General features: G+C 62.9%; 13 protein-coding genes. 4 read left to right on the plus strand and 9 right to left on the minus strand.

What is annotated here, in order from left to right; genetic code table 11:
* Positions 1–134: 134 nt before the first annotated feature.
* Together oxlT and AC0L3A_RS14450 are read right to left on the minus strand one after the other, a co-directional pair.
* Entirely contained in the window at positions 135–1,421 is a 1,287-nt protein-coding gene (oxlT, locus tag AC0L3A_RS14445; RefSeq protein ID WP_007593335.1) for an oxalate/formate MFS antiporter, read from the minus strand.
* Positions 1,422–1,668: 247 nt separating this feature from the next.
* On the minus strand, positions 1,669–1,806 hold the full coding sequence (locus AC0L3A_RS14450; RefSeq protein ID WP_007593333.1) for a hypothetical protein: 138 nt from the start codon (positions 1,804–1,806) through the stop codon (positions 1,669–1,671).
* A 280-nt stretch (positions 1,807–2,086) separates the two neighbouring features.
* On the opposite strand from AC0L3A_RS14450, the gene AC0L3A_RS14455 reads away from it, so the two are divergent.
* Complete coding sequence (locus tag AC0L3A_RS14455; RefSeq protein ID WP_219680890.1) at positions 2,087–3,418, plus strand: Hsp70 family protein; 1,332 nt, start codon at positions 2,087–2,089, stop codon at positions 3,416–3,418.
* A gap of 227 nt (positions 3,419–3,645) precedes the next feature.
* Here the strand turns inward: AC0L3A_RS14455 and AC0L3A_RS14460 are convergent, their stop codons facing one another.
* The 3 genes from AC0L3A_RS14460 to pcaB all read right to left on the minus strand — a co-directional run bounded on the left by AC0L3A_RS14460 (position 3,646) and on the right by pcaB (position 6,751).
* On the minus strand, positions 3,646–4,089 hold the full coding sequence (locus tag AC0L3A_RS14460) for an SRPBCC family protein (protein WP_007593330.1): 444 nt from the start codon (positions 4,087–4,089) through the stop codon (positions 3,646–3,648).
* A 262-nt stretch (positions 4,090–4,351) separates the two neighbouring features.
* Positions 4,352–5,341 carry a Bug family tripartite tricarboxylate transporter substrate binding protein gene (locus AC0L3A_RS14465; RefSeq protein WP_007593328.1) on the minus strand — a complete coding sequence of 330 codons (990 nt, stop codon included), beginning with the start codon at positions 5,339–5,341 and terminating at the stop codon, positions 4,352–4,354.
* A 6-nt stretch (positions 5,342–5,347) separates the two neighbouring features.
* Positions 5,348–6,751 carry a 3-carboxy-cis,cis-muconate cycloisomerase gene (gene pcaB, locus AC0L3A_RS14470; RefSeq protein ID WP_219680901.1) on the minus strand — a complete coding sequence of 468 codons (1,404 nt, stop codon included), beginning with the start codon at positions 6,749–6,751 and terminating at the stop codon, positions 5,348–5,350.
* A 676-nt stretch (positions 6,752–7,427) separates the two neighbouring features.
* On the opposite strand from pcaB, the gene AC0L3A_RS14475 reads away from it, so the two are divergent.
* From AC0L3A_RS14475 to AC0L3A_RS14485, 3 genes are all read left to right on the plus strand, one after another.
* Positions 7,428–7,637, plus strand: coding sequence for a cold-shock protein (locus tag AC0L3A_RS14475; protein ID WP_007593324.1), 210 nt, complete (start codon positions 7,428–7,430; stop codon positions 7,635–7,637).
* A gap of 98 nt (positions 7,638–7,735) precedes the next feature.
* Complete coding sequence (locus tag AC0L3A_RS14480) at positions 7,736–7,978, plus strand: hypothetical protein (protein ID WP_007593322.1); 243 nt, start codon at positions 7,736–7,738, stop codon at positions 7,976–7,978.
* A gap of 54 nt (positions 7,979–8,032) precedes the next feature.
* Complete coding sequence (locus AC0L3A_RS14485) at positions 8,033–8,257, plus strand: hypothetical protein (protein ID WP_007593316.1); 225 nt, start codon at positions 8,033–8,035, stop codon at positions 8,255–8,257.
* A gap of 65 nt (positions 8,258–8,322) precedes the next feature.
* Here AC0L3A_RS14485 and AC0L3A_RS14490 read toward each other — a convergent pair whose 3' ends face one another.
* The 4 genes from AC0L3A_RS14490 to AC0L3A_RS14505 form a co-directional block, all read right to left on the minus strand.
* The gene (locus AC0L3A_RS14490; RefSeq protein ID WP_007593314.1) at positions 8,323–8,505 is read right to left on the minus strand and encodes a hypothetical protein; all 183 of its coding nucleotides are present in this window, start codon (positions 8,503–8,505) and stop codon (positions 8,323–8,325) included.
* Between the two features lie 375 nt (positions 8,506–8,880).
* Positions 8,881–10,158: a formyl-CoA transferase gene (gene frc / locus AC0L3A_RS14495; RefSeq protein ID WP_007593311.1), complete on the minus strand. Its 1,278-nt coding sequence runs from the start codon at positions 10,156–10,158 to the stop codon at positions 8,881–8,883.
* A 154-nt stretch (positions 10,159–10,312) separates the two neighbouring features.
* Entirely contained in the window at positions 10,313–12,046 is a 1,734-nt protein-coding gene (oxc, locus tag AC0L3A_RS14500; RefSeq protein WP_219680904.1) for an oxalyl-CoA decarboxylase, read from the minus strand.
* 78 nt (positions 12,047–12,124) lie between these two features.
* Positions 12,125–12,817, minus strand: coding sequence for a GntR family transcriptional regulator (locus AC0L3A_RS14505; protein WP_197031202.1), 693 nt, complete (start codon positions 12,815–12,817; stop codon positions 12,125–12,127).
* Positions 12,818–12,890: the final 73 nt, after the last annotated feature.

A 12,890-nucleotide genomic window follows, 5' to 3' on the forward strand; every position in this document is an offset into this window, starting at 1 on the left:
TCTTTTGGGGGGGGGCCCCCAAAAAATTGGGTGGGGCTTCTCCCCCCGGGGGGGCCCCCCCCCCCCCCCCCCCTCCCCCCCCCCCCGGCGGCGGGGGGGGGGGCGTCTTGCGCGAGAAGCGCTTTTGGAGTGCGTCAGACGGTCGATTGCGCGACCACGACCTTGCGCCAGGGCTTGAGCACCGCGATCGCCAGCGCCGAGGCCAGGATGTTGGCGCCGGCCGCGATGATGAACACGTTGTCCCAACTGCCCGACGACTGCTGCATGTAATTGCCGATCGGGACCAGCAGCGCGGCCGTCCCCTTCGCGGTGTAGAGCAGGCCGGCATTGGTGGTCGCGAACTTGGCGCCGAACGTGTCGGTACAGGTCGAGGGGAACAGCGAATAGATCTCACCCCAGGCGAAGAACACGAAGCCCGAGAGCAGCACGAACCAGAGCGGATCGTGGCCCCAGAGGTAGAGCATCCAGATGCCGATACCTTCCATCCCGAAGGCGATGAACATCGTGTTCTCGCGGCCGATCATGTCGGAGATCCATCCGAAGAACGGACGCGTCAGGCCGTTGAGCACGCGGTCGATCGTGGCCGCGAAGGTCACCGCGGTCATCGTCACCGCCATCAACGTGACCGGCACGTTGTCGATCTTCCAGTCGGCCGCGATCGGCTTCAAATTGGCCGTCACCATCAGGCCGCCGGCGCCGACGATCACGAACATGAAGTACATCAGCCAGAAGATCGGCTGACGCAGCACCTCGGTCGGCTGATAGTTGCGGCGGCTCTGTTGCAGATTGGCGTTCGCCACCACGCTCGGCACCTGGCCTGCCTTCGGCGCCAGCAGGAAGAAGGCGAGGATGCAGATGATGATGCCTTGTCCGAGGCCGAAATAGAGGAATGTGGTCTGGAAGCCGCTGTCCTTGATCATGGCCTGGATCGGCGCGACGGTGAGCGCGGAGCCTGCACCGAAGCCCGCGGCGGTGATGCCCGCGGCAAGACCGCGCTTGTCCGGAAACCACTTCAAGGCGTTGCCGACGCAGGTGCCGTAGACGCCGCCGGCGCCGATGCCTGCGATGATCATGCCGAGATAGTAGCCGTTGAGCGTGGTCGCCTCCGCGTTGATCGCCCAGCCGGCGGCACAGAGCACGCCGCCGACCAGCACCACGATGCGCGGACCGTATTTGTCGACGAACCATCCTTCGATCGGCACGAGCCAGGTCTCGAACAGCACGAACAGCGTAAAGGCCCATTGGATCGACGCGCGATCCCAGCCGAATTTCTTCTGGATGTCGGGGACGAAGAACGTCCAGCCATATTGATAGTTGGCGATCATCACCATCGCCGCGACGCCAACCGCCAATTGCGTCCAGCGATATGTGTCGCTAACGCGCGCGGCTGTCGGGGCGGTTGCTTGCACCATGTCCGTCATAAAGCCTCCCGTGGCGCCTCTCATTTTTCTGCGAGCGCTGGAACGGCATTCTTGTATGCATTATGCCAAGCTTCAAGCGCTGGTCCGGTCACCGTGCGCAAATGCCGCAGCACCTTGCCCGGTGGCGGCTGTGACTCAGGACAGCACAAGTAGAAATGGCCCCGTCATCCGGGGCCATTCATCAAAAGTCGTATTCGAACCGATCTAAAACCGTGCCGCTGCGCGGCGGCGCGGGAAGGGGGCCGGCTTACAGGCCGAAGCGCGGCAGGTCGCCATTGTGATTCGAGATCTCGGCGCTCGCCATCAGGAGGCGGTCGATCGTGGCCATCAAGCGGGCGAACAGCGAGGAGGAGGGCGCGAGAGCGACGGAAGCGGTCTTGGACATCGAAAATCCCTTTCTTGAGACGGTCAGTGCTGCTGTCTCATTTCGAAGGGCAACCTATGTATACCAGATGCCAATGTCTATGCATGCCATTGCATGGCAGCATTTAGTGTACCGCATTGCAGCATAATAATCCGTTAAATGGGCCGATTTGAGCGGGGATATGCCCAAACCCCGCCGAAACTGAACCATTTGACCGTCGATGTCCAAAAACGGAGCCTTGGCAGCGGCACACGAAGCCGCTAGTGGTCTGCCCCCTTCCAATCATCTGTCAGAGTGGTTCATGTCGAGCGCCTCGCCCGCCGTCTCGATCGGCATCGATTTTGGGACCAGCAACACGGTCGTGGCCCTTGCGGCGGACGACCGCCGGGTCGAGGCCATCCGCTTCGACCATGGTGGACAGCGCCACAGCGTCTTCGTATCGGCGCTGTGCTTCTGGGAGGATCGGCCGGGAGCCGGCGCCCAGGCCGAAGGTGGCCCGTGGGCGATCGAGCAGTTCCTGGAAGGACGGCATGTCTACCGCTTCCTCCAGTCGTTCAAGACCTTCGCCGCGAGCTCCAGCTTCAACACCACCCAGGTGTTCCGGCAGCGCTACAAGTTCGAGGACATTTTGGCGGCGTTCCTGCGGACGCTGGCGCGCCATGGCGGCGATAAATTCGGCTTCGAGACGTCCACCATCACGGTCGGTCGCCCCGTCCGCTTCGCCGGCGGCAATCCTGACGAGGCGCTCGCGATGCAGCGCTACCGGGCCGCGTTCGAGCGCCTTGGCGCCGGCCACGCGCGCTATGTCTACGAACCCGTGGGCGCAGCGTTCTCCTTCGCTCGCCGCCTGGAGCGGGATGCGACCGTGCTGGTTGCGGATTTCGGCGGCGGTACCAGCGATTTCTCCGTGATGCGGTTCTCGCGTGCCGGCGGCGCCTTGCGCGCCGAACCGCTCGGCCATGCCGGCATCGGGATTGCGGGCGACACCTTCGATTACCGCATCGTCGATCACGTCGTCTCGCCGCGGCTAGGCAAGGGCTCGAGCTTCCGCTCGTTCGACAAGGTGCTGCCGATCCCCACCGGCCACTACACCAACCTCGCGCGCTGGCATCAGCTCGCGATGATGAAGAGCAACGGCGACCTGCGCGAACTCCGGGAGCTTGCGCGCACCGCGGTGAAGCCGACTCTGCTCGAGGATTTCATCACCATCGTCGATCTCGACCTCGGCTTTTCGTTGTACCGCGCGGTATCCGACGCCAAGGTCGCGCTGTCGGCGCAGGATCAGGTGGAGTTCCGCTTCAAAGGCGGCGGGGTCGACATTGGCGCGACCATCACGCGGAAGAATTTCGAAGCCTGGATTGCCGACGATATCGCGAGGCTCGGGGCCACCGTCGACAAGGTGCTTGGCGAAGCCGGCATCACCGCGCGCGAGATCGAAAAGGTGTTTCTGACCGGCGGCACGTCCTTCGTGCCGGCCGTTCGAAAACTGTTCGCCGAGCGGTTCGGCAACGAACGGCTGATGTCGGGCGATCAGTTCGAGTCGATCGCCTACGGCCTTGCTTTGATCGGACATAGCCCGGATCCGGACCGCTGGACCGCAAGCGGCGGGGTTGCGCCGAAGGCAGGGGCGTAGGCTCGCTGAGATGACACTCGATCGCTGGTTCCCGTCGTGAGCTGGCCATCGCACTTGGCGACCGTTTCGGCGGCCCATCCTTCGAGACGCCCGCCTTTGGCGGGCCCTCAGGATGAGGTCGGAGTATGTGGCCGCAGTCTCGACGAGCGCTGTTGCCGCTAGCCTCATCTTGAGGAGACCGCGGAGCGGTCGTCTCGAAGGACGAGGCGCTCGCTCTACCTCAGACGCTATTGTTTGATCTCAGGCTCGACGAGCTTCGCCAGATTGCGCAGCGATTCCTGCCAGCCGAGATAACAAGCCTCCGGCGGAATGACGTCGGGGATGCCGGCCTGCGTGATATCCAGCTCAGTGCCGACGGATACCTTCTTCAGGATCACGGTGACCTGGATTTCGCCGGGCAGATTGGGGTCGTCGAACCTGTCGGTGTAGCGGAGACGTTCGCCGGGAACGAGCTCGAGATATTCGCCGCCGAAGGCGTGGCTGTTGCCCGTCGTGAAGTTACGGAACGACATCTTGAACGTGCCCCCGACCTTCGGCTCGAAATGATGGACCGTGCAGGTGAAGCCGTTCGGCGGAAGCCATTTCGCCAGCGCATCCGCCTCCAGGAAGGCGCGATAGACTTTCTCCGGGCTGGTCGTCAAAACGCGGTGCAGGCGGACAGTGCTGGGCATGATCATCTTCCTCATGAATCGCCGGGCTCGACGTCAGCGTCTATTGCCCATTCATGTCTAGATGACGGATCAGATACCGCCGATCCGACAGGGCGTCTCGATTTTTTTGATGGATGATTGGCAGACTGCCGCCACGTCGTGCGGCGTCATGGTGAATGCGAGATTGTAGCCGGGGATCGTCGGATTGTTCCGCCCGCCTGCGGCTGATGCGCCGACGGCGAAAGCTGGCCGGCGATCACGCGCTCGACTGCATCGGTCGCACTTATTGATCGAGTCGAATCTGCGCGGTTTTGACGATGTCCTGCCAGCGCGCGATCTCTTCGGTCATCCGTCGCTTGAGCGGTTCGGGGCCTCGCTGGTCCGGCGGTGGCAGGATCAAGCCTACCAGTTCGAGCCGTCTCCGCACGCCGTCATCGTCGAGCGCTGCGCAAAGCGCATCCGAGAACCGGTCGCGAATGGCGTCAGGCGCGCCTTTCGGCAGGTAGAACGCGAACCAGCTCGATGCGACAAACTGTGGAAGCCCTGCTTCCCTGGCCGTCGGTGTCTCCGGCAATTGCGGAACCCGCGCTGCGGCCGAAACGGTCAGGAAACGCAGATTGTTGTCACCCAGGAAGGGAAGAACGTCGCCCAACAATCCACAACTGAAGTCGCTGCGGCCGGCGATCAGGTCGGTCATCGCCAGTGCTGATCCCCGATATGGCACCTCGACCGGCTTGAATCCGATCACGGAGGTGAACAGCAGACAGCTGATGTGGCTGATCGAACCGACACCCGCATGGGCCAAGGTGAGGTCCGGGCCGCGCGCCTTGGCGATCGCGATGAACGACGCCATGCTGTCCGCGCCAAGGTCGCGGCGAGCGACGACGAGGATCGGCGTTTCCGCGACCAGGCCAATCGGCGTGAAATCAACCAGCGGGTCGTAACGCAGATTCGGATACAGCGCGACCGATGCCGCATGCGTCCCGACGTGACCGCTGACGAGCGTATAACCGTCGGGCGCGCTTTTTGCGACGCGCGCTGAGCCGGTCGTGCCGCCCGCCCCGGCGATGTTCTCGACAATGATCGGCTGCCCGAGTTTTCGCGACATGTGTTCGGACACGATCCGGCTCATCACGTCATTCGGGCCGCCAGCCGCGAACGGGACGATCAACGTGATCGGCCGTGATGGGAAGGGCGACTCGGCATGTGCCGCATTCAACATTGACAGCATCGCAGCTGCGAGGAGGGCCGTATGCTTGCGTTTCAGAATCATATGGCCTCACTCCGCATCAGGGGCGTCGTCTTGCGCAGCACTGGCCGGTCGATCGGCACAGGCCGCGAGGACACGATCGACCTCACGGGCGGACAGGCCGATGTATCGAGCCGGGTCCGCAGCCGCCTCGATCTCATGCAGGGCGATGTGGGCCGTCACGGCCGGATCGCGCGAAAGGCTCTGGGCCAATGTCAGGCCCGAAGCGATCGCGTGCGTGCATGCCGCGCTCACCATCTCGTGCGCATGATGGCGCCCGACGTGTGGAGCCAGCGCCATCATGACGGCCTCGGCGGCGATGAGACCCTGTGTCCGCCCGAGATTGGCCTGCATCGCATCGGGTCTGACGACCAGTCCGCCGCAGAGGCGAACAGCGTTGTCCAAGGCCCGGGAGACCAGTACGAATGCTTCCGGCAGCAGCGACCATTCGGCCTGCCACGGTCCCGTCGCCCGTTCATGGTCGTGGACCGAAGCGTCGAGCATGGCGCTCGCGAGCCGGCGCAACGACAGTCCGGTGCTGAGAATCTGCTCACAGATGATTGGGTTGCGCTTGTGCGGCATGGTGCTGGAGGCGCCGTGGCCCTGGCCGCCTGGCTCCAGCACTTCGCCGACCTCAGTCTGCGCCATCAACACGACATCGGTCGCGATCTTGCTCAAGGTCGCGGAGATCAGCCCAAGCAGGCAAACCGTCTCGGCCAAACTATCGCGCGCGGCGTGCCATGCCACCAGAGGTTCGCCGAGTTCGAGTTCGCTGGCCAACGCAGCGCGGACGCTGTCGCCATTGTCGCCGAGTGATGCGAAAGTGCCGACCGCACCGCCGAACTGGACCTGGAGGACTCTTGGTTTGAGTTCGGCGAGACGTTGCCTGTGGCGCAGCAGGCCCGACAGCCAGACGGAAACCTTGAATCCGAAGGTGATCGGAATCGCGTGTTGAAGTTTCGTCCTGCCGACCATGGGCGTATCGCGGTGGGTACGCGCCAGATCCGCAAGCGTCGATATCAGGCGCTCCAGATCGCGGTGGATGAGCTCGAGCGCGTCGCGGATCTGCACCACGAGCGCGGTGTCCATGATGTCCTGACTCGTGGCGCCCCAATGGACGAATTCGCCATGGGGGTTGCCGGTGAGTCGGATCAACTGCTCGACCAGATTCACGACCGGCAAACCAGCGCGCAAAGTTCCCGCCGCCAATTCGTCGAGGTCGAGTAGTTCAGCACGTGCAGCGGAGGCGATCGCAGCAGCAGCCTCGGCAGGAATCACACCGAGCTGCGCTTGAACCTTCGCCAGCGCGACCTCGACCAGAAGCATGGACTCAAGCGAATTGCGCTCACCGAACATGGTGCGCATCGGGGCGGTGCTGAAAATATCGGCGAGGTGGCGGCTGCTGAAGACCGTTCCGGGCTCGAAACTCAGCATGGCCGTATCGCGATCATGGATGAGCGAACGCGCGCGCGTTCAAACCAGTCGGCAAGCCTCAATCCGAGCTCATGAATGGCGACTCTTACCTTGCGGGCGTATGGCGACGTCTGAGTAAAAAATAGCCGCATCGGTCGGTATCGGTCCCTCCGTCGTCGCGCTCCATTGCGCGCCGTACGGCTTGGCATCGATCAAGCCTAGATTACCCCCTCGTTTTGTAAAAATGCATTATTGCGATACATGCGTTCTGAATTGGAGAACGCGGCGAGCGCCCCCAAAATACTCTGAATTCGGATATTGCAACCCGTAATCGGGTTGGGTCGCAGATCGTCGCCGAGAAAATCAGAGCCGCTACGAAAGCTTCATCGGGCGCGATCTGGTCTCCGTGCGGCCGAGTCGACGCATGTGGCGCTCGGCAGCCCTCCCAGAGCAGCTGGCGCCGAACGATGAGTGCTCGGCAGCGTGACGTCCTGTACCTACCGCCGGGCTCCCCAAGGCGGTAAATTCGGTCAAGCCTTGCAAATGGCGAGGATGAGGTATACGTTGAGGCTGTTCGTTCAGCCGCTGTGCCTTGTTGAATGCGCCCGCGGGCTCCTTTTCCATAGACATCGACGAATAGAATTTGTTCTGCGTGACGATCACGCGGAACCTGCGCGTATGCGCTTTGGAGAAGAAAATGACGACAGGTACTGTGAAGTGGTTTAACGGCCAGAAGGGCTTTGGATTCATTCAGCCGAACGACGGCGGCAACGATGTGTTCGTTCACATCAGCGCGGTCGAGCGGGCTGGTCTTGCAGGTCTCGCTGAAGGCCAAAAGGTCAACTTCGAGCTCAAGACCGACAAGATGCGGGGCAAGGTCAGCGCTGAGAATCTCTCGCTGGCCTAAAGCCTTGGTGCCGTTTCACGGATGTACTGAAACGGCCATGCCACCCGCTCGATCCCAGGATTGAGCGGGTTTTTGTCCGTTGCAGAGCAGGGTGAATAATGAGCGCCAAGAGACCGGCCGAACCGTCACCCGAAAGCATCGCGCGTACTAACCGTCAGCGTTTGGCCGCTGAGGAAGGCGCTCGGGCGATGGTGGATGTTGGAAAGCAAGCCGTCGATGTTCGCAAGAACATGGCGCGGCTTCGAGAGCTGCGCGAAGCCAAGGAAGCGGCAGACGCCGCCCTTCAGGCATCGTTGCCCGCGGCCACCCCGACGAAGCGCAAGAAGAAGGTGACGCCATAGCTGCCTTCCATTGCGCCAACGACAATTCGGAGAGGGCCGATCACATGCCAAAGAGTGCGGATCGTGCCTAGAATCAAGTCGGATGGCGGTGGCACCATCACCTTCTTTCTCGCGCTTGGCGCAGGACGACAGATGTGCCGTCTTGCGACGACGTTCCTGACGCAGAAGCAGGCTTTCAGTTATCTTCGCAAGAACCGGACCGAGTTAGAGCGGATGGCGCGGGCGCAGCTCGCTTCCGGGGCAGTTGAAGACGGAATCGTCGTGCTCTCGATGCTGTAGATCAGGCGGATTTCGGCGCCCCCGCTTCAGCGGAATTCGCCGTCGGAGCCTGGTACCGTCCGCGCTTATTCGGAACGGCTTCCCGGCTTCGCTTCGCGGGCCAATCGCTCCGCTTTCAGCCGTTCGCGATTTTCGTTGAAGGAGTTCTGGTCCTTCGCATAGTCATTGATCGGCTTCTGCGTTGTCGCAGGCTTGAACGCCTTGTTGGCTTCACGCTTGGCGCGATCAGAGGATTGATCTTTCGACATTTAAGCCCTCAATTTGATCAAAGAGCGTGGTCCTGGCGAGTGCCGGACGCGACGCCACCCGTGCCCGAACTGAAAGGCCGACTTGCCATCCTCGGAAGCGAAGGCGACCAGTTATTCAGCGTGGGGCAGGGTCTTTGCGAGGCGTGCTGCACTCGCTGTGGAGATGGCATGCTGGCATTTCCGGGCATGCTCTCATTCCCGGGAGCACGCCGGTCGAGGGAGCAACGGCCGGCCGCCGCGTCTGTTCCTCGCGAACCAATCTTTAATCCAGCCTTCGCGGCGCGGCAAGCGTGCCGATCGTGCGATGCAGCCCCTTCGGCGTCAACAAAAAGGCCGCCGAAGCCGGCGGCCTTTCGCGTCGTGAGATGAGCCCGCTCACTCGGCGGCCTGCTTTTGCGGCGGATCGAGCGCGCCGGACTTGTGGATATCGGCGACCTGATGGTCCGAGAAGCCAAGCACGGTGCGCAGGATCTCGTCGGTGTGCTCGCCGAGCAGCGGGGAGCGCTCCACATCGCTGGGGGAGTCCGACAGCTTGATCGGGTTGCCGACCGAGATGTACTTGCCGCGGGTGGGGTGGTCGACCTCAACCACGGTGCCGGTCGCGCGCAGCGACTGGTCCTCGGCGATCTCCTTCATCGACAGGATCGGGCCGCAGGGGATGTCGTCCTTGTTGAGGATTTCCATCGCCTCGAACTTCGTCTTCGTCATCGTCCACTGTTCGATGCGGCCGAAGATCTCGTTCAGGCGCGGCAGGCGGACGGCCGGCTTGGCGTAGTTCGGATCGGTCTTCCAGGAGGGCTCACCGATCACGTCGCAGATCTTCTCCCAGACCGGGGCCTGGGTGATGAAGTAGATGTAGGCGTTGGGATCGGTCTCCCAGCCCTTGCACTTCAGGATGCGGCCGGGCTGGCCGCCGCCGGAATCGTTGCCGGCACGCGGCACGGCATCGCCGAACGGAATGCCTTCGCCGAACTGGCTGTATTCCTTGAGCGGGCCGTGGGCGAGGCGCTGCTGGTCGCGCAGCTTGACGCGCGCGAGGTTGAGCACGCCGTCTTGCATCGCAGCCGTCACCTTCTGGCCCTTGCCGGAATGGGTGCGGTGATAGAGTGCGGTGACGATGCCGAGCGCCAGATGCAGACCGGTGCCGCTGTCGCCGATCTGCGCGCCGGTGACCAGCGGCAGGCCGTCGCGGAAGCCGGTGGTGGAGGCGGCGCCGCCGGTGCACTGTGCGACGTTCTCATAAACCTTGCAGTCTTCGTACGGTCCGGGGCCAAAGCCCTTGATCGAGGCGACGATCATCTTCGGGTTGATCGCCTGGATCTTCTCCCAGGGGAAGCCCATGCGGTCGAGCACGCCGGGGCCGAAGTTCTCGACCAGCACGTCGCACTTCTTGATGAGCTCGGTGAGGACTTCCTTGCCCTTGGGGTTCTTGGTGTCGAGCGTGATCGAGCGCTTGTTGTGGTTGAGCATGGTGAAATACAGGCTGTCCACGTTCGGGATGTCCTGCAGCTGGCCGCGGGTGATGTCACCCACGCCCGGGCGCTCTACCTTGATCACGTCGGCGCCGAACCAAGCGAGCAACTGCGTGCAGGTCGGCCCGGACTGGACGTGGGTGAAGTCGAGAATGCGAACGCCCTCGAGCGCTTTTGTCATCGTGTTGCTCCTGTTACTCTTCTGTTTCCGTCATGCCCGCGAAGGCGGGCATCCATTATTCGCTGAAGGTTCAGTTGGGCCTCAGTGCTCGCCTCAAGGATGATCTGGCGATTACTGGATTCCCCGCCTGCGCGGGGAATGACCCGGCGGCTGGTTACTTCTTCTTCTGCAGAACGCTCTGCGGATTGAGGTTGCCGATGCGGCCGCTCTCGGAACCGGCGGCCGGATCGATCACGGCGTTGATGAGCGTCGGCTTGCCCGAGGCCATGGCTTCGTTGACGGCGCGCTTGAGCTCGTCCGGCGAGGTGGCGTTGACGCCGACACCGCCGAAGGCTTCCATCATCTTGTCGTAGCGGGCGCCCTTGACGAACACCGTCGTCGCCGGATCGGCATTGGCGCCGTTGACGTCGGTGCCGCGATAGATGCCGTCATTGTTGAAGATGACGACGCAGATCGGCAAATTGTAGCGGCAGATGGTCTCCACTTCCATGCCGGAGAAGCCGAAGGCCGAGTCGCCTTCCACCGCGAGCACGGGATGGCCGGTCTCGAGCGTAGCCGCGATCGCCTGGCCCATGCCGATGCCCATCACGCCCCAGGTGCCGACGTCGAGACGCTTGCGTGGGCGATACATGTCGATGACGCCGCGGGCGAGGTCGAGCGTGTTGGCGCCCTCGTTGACGAGGATCGCCTCGGGATGATCCTTGATGACGTTCTTCAGCACGCCGAGCGCGCCGTGATAGTCCATCGGCGATTTGTTGTTCATGAGCTTCGGCGCCATCTTGGCGACGTTCTCTTCGCGCTTGGTCGAAATCGCCTTGGTCCATTCGACCGGCGGCGCGGTCCAGCCCGACGCCATCGCCTGGTTGAAGGCGGAAACGACCGAGCCGATGTCGCCGACGACGGGCGCGACGATCTCGACGTTGGAGTCCATCTCGCGCGGTTCGATGTCGACCTGGATGAACTTCTTGGGCGCTTCGCCCCAGTTCTTGCCCTTACCGTGCGAGAGCAGCCAGTTCAGTCGGGCGCCGATCAGCAGCACGACGTCGGATTCCTTCAGCACCGTCGAACGGGCGGCGCCTGCGCACTGCGGATGCGTGTCGGAGAGGAGGCCCTTGGCCATGCTCATCGGCAGGAAGGGAATGCCGCTCTTCTCGACGAAGGTCTTGATCTCCTCGTCGGCCTGCGCGTAGGCCGCGCCCTTGCCGAGGATGATGAGCGGACGTTTTGCGCCCTTCAAAACATCAAGCGCGCGCTTGATCGAAGCGGGCGAGGGGATCTGCGCGGGAGCCGCGTCGATCACCTTGACCAGCGACTTCCGTCCGGCATCGGCGTTCATCACCTGGCCGAACAGCTTTGCCGGCAGGTCGAGATAGACGCCGCCCGGACGGCCGGAGACGGCGGCACGGATGGCACGGGCAAGACCGATGCCGATGTCCTGGGCGTGCAGCACGCGATAGGCTGCCTTGCACAGCGGCTTGGCGATCGCCAGCTGGTCCATTTCTTCGTAGTCGCCCTGCTGGAGGTCGACGATCTCGCGCTCGGAGGAGCCTGAGATCAGGATCATCGGGTAGCAGTTGGTGGTGGCGTGCGCGAGCGCGGTGAGACCGTTGAGGAAGCCGGGAGCGGAGACGGTGAGGCAGATGCCGGGCTTCTTGGTGAGGTAGCCGGCGATGCCCGCCGCATAGCCGGCGTTCTGCTCGTGGCGGAACGAGATCATGCGAATACCGGCCGCCTGGGCCATGCGGCCCAAATCCGTGATCGGGATGCCCGGCACATTGTAGATGGTGTTGATGCCGTTCAGCTTGAGCGCGTCGATGACGAGATGAAAGCCATCCGTCAATTCCTGCTCGGTGCCCGGTGCTTCGGACTTGGTCGCGGTATTCAGCATGGGCCTTGTCTCCCTGGTCTCAAGATGCCGTTTCAGGCTTTAGGGGCGATGCCTCGCCCTTCTGGTGAACGTTGCTGGCTAGAAGAGTTCCTGACCATGCGCTTCGACGTAAGCGGCAAGGCCAAGGGTGTGATCGCGGGCGCGCTTCTCGGCGAGCTCGGTATCGCGCGCCTCCAAGGCTTCGATCATGCCGAGATGCTCGGGGAGCGACGTCGCGGTACGGTCCTTGCGTCCGATGGTCAATTGCCGATAGCCACGCACGTGCAGCAGCAAGTCGTTGGTGAGATCGACCAGCACCGGTGATTCCGACAGCGAGATCAGCGCCTGGTGGAAGGCGATGTTGGCGCGCGAATATTCCTCGACGTGATCCTCGGGCAGGCGGTCTTTACCAAAATCCTTGAAGTAGTCGCGCAGCGCCGTGATGTCTTTCTTTCGCGCTGTGGCGGTGATGAGGCGGGCCGCCATGCTCTCCAGCGCCGCCCAGGCGCGGATCATGTCGACGATCTCGCTCTTGGTCCTCCGCACCACCATGATGCCGCGGCGCGGGACCGTCTTCACGAAGCCGTCCTGCTCGAGCATCGCGATGGCTTCGCGGATCGGCGTGCGGCTCACACCCAGGCGCTCGGACAACGCCCGCTCGTCGAGCATCACCGGCTCGGGTGTCGAGTAGATGTCCATCTTGAGGATGGCTTCCTTCAAGGCGTCATACGCCTTGTTCTTGAAGCTCGACTCCGGGGCAATACGAACGATTGCGATATCTGCCTCGGCCATGTTCGGCAACGCCTTGGTTGGTTTCCGCAGTGACACGACGAATCTCCTCCAGTGGGAGTCGTCTTTTACAGGA

The sequence above is a fragment of the Bradyrhizobium sp. MI1.3 genome (assembly GCF_055811695.1).

Excerpts from the sequence above, each read along its gene's own strand:
- AC0L3A_RS14465 (WP_007593328.1), bottom strand. The coding sequence starts at position 5,341 with ATGATTCTGAAACGCAAGCATACGGCCCTCCTCGCAGCTGCGATGCTG.
- AC0L3A_RS14455 (WP_219680890.1), top strand. The coding sequence starts at position 2,087 with ATGTCGAGCGCCTCGCCCGCCGTCTCGATCGGCATCGATTTTGGGACC.
- AC0L3A_RS14480 (WP_007593322.1), top strand. The coding sequence starts at position 7,736 with ATGAGCGCCAAGAGACCGGCCGAACCGTCACCCGAAAGCATCGCGCGT.
- AC0L3A_RS14490 (WP_007593314.1), bottom strand. The coding sequence starts at position 8,505 with ATGTCGAAAGATCAATCCTCTGATCGCGCCAAGCGTGAAGCCAACAAG.
- pcaB (WP_219680901.1), bottom strand. The coding sequence starts at position 6,751 with ATGCTGAGTTTCGAGCCCGGAACGGTCTTCAGCAGCCGCCACCTCGCC.
- oxlT (WP_007593335.1), bottom strand. The coding sequence starts at position 1,421 with ATGACGGACATGGTGCAAGCAACCGCCCCGACAGCCGCGCGCGTTAGC.
- frc (WP_007593311.1), bottom strand. The coding sequence starts at position 10,158 with ATGACAAAAGCGCTCGAGGGCGTTCGCATTCTCGACTTCACCCACGTC.
- AC0L3A_RS14460 (WP_007593330.1), bottom strand. The coding sequence starts at position 4,089 with ATGCCCAGCACTGTCCGCCTGCACCGCGTTTTGACGACCAGCCCGGAG.
- AC0L3A_RS14505 (WP_197031202.1), bottom strand. The coding sequence starts at position 12,817 with ATGGCCGAGGCAGATATCGCAATCGTTCGTATTGCCCCGGAGTCGAGC.
- oxc (WP_219680904.1), bottom strand. The coding sequence starts at position 12,046 with ATGCTGAATACCGCGACCAAGTCCGAAGCACCGGGCACCGAGCAGGAA.
- AC0L3A_RS14450 (WP_007593333.1), bottom strand. The coding sequence starts at position 1,806 with ATGTCCAAGACCGCTTCCGTCGCTCTCGCGCCCTCCTCCTCGCTGTTC.
- AC0L3A_RS14475 (WP_007593324.1), top strand. The coding sequence starts at position 7,428 with ATGACGACAGGTACTGTGAAGTGGTTTAACGGCCAGAAGGGCTTTGGA.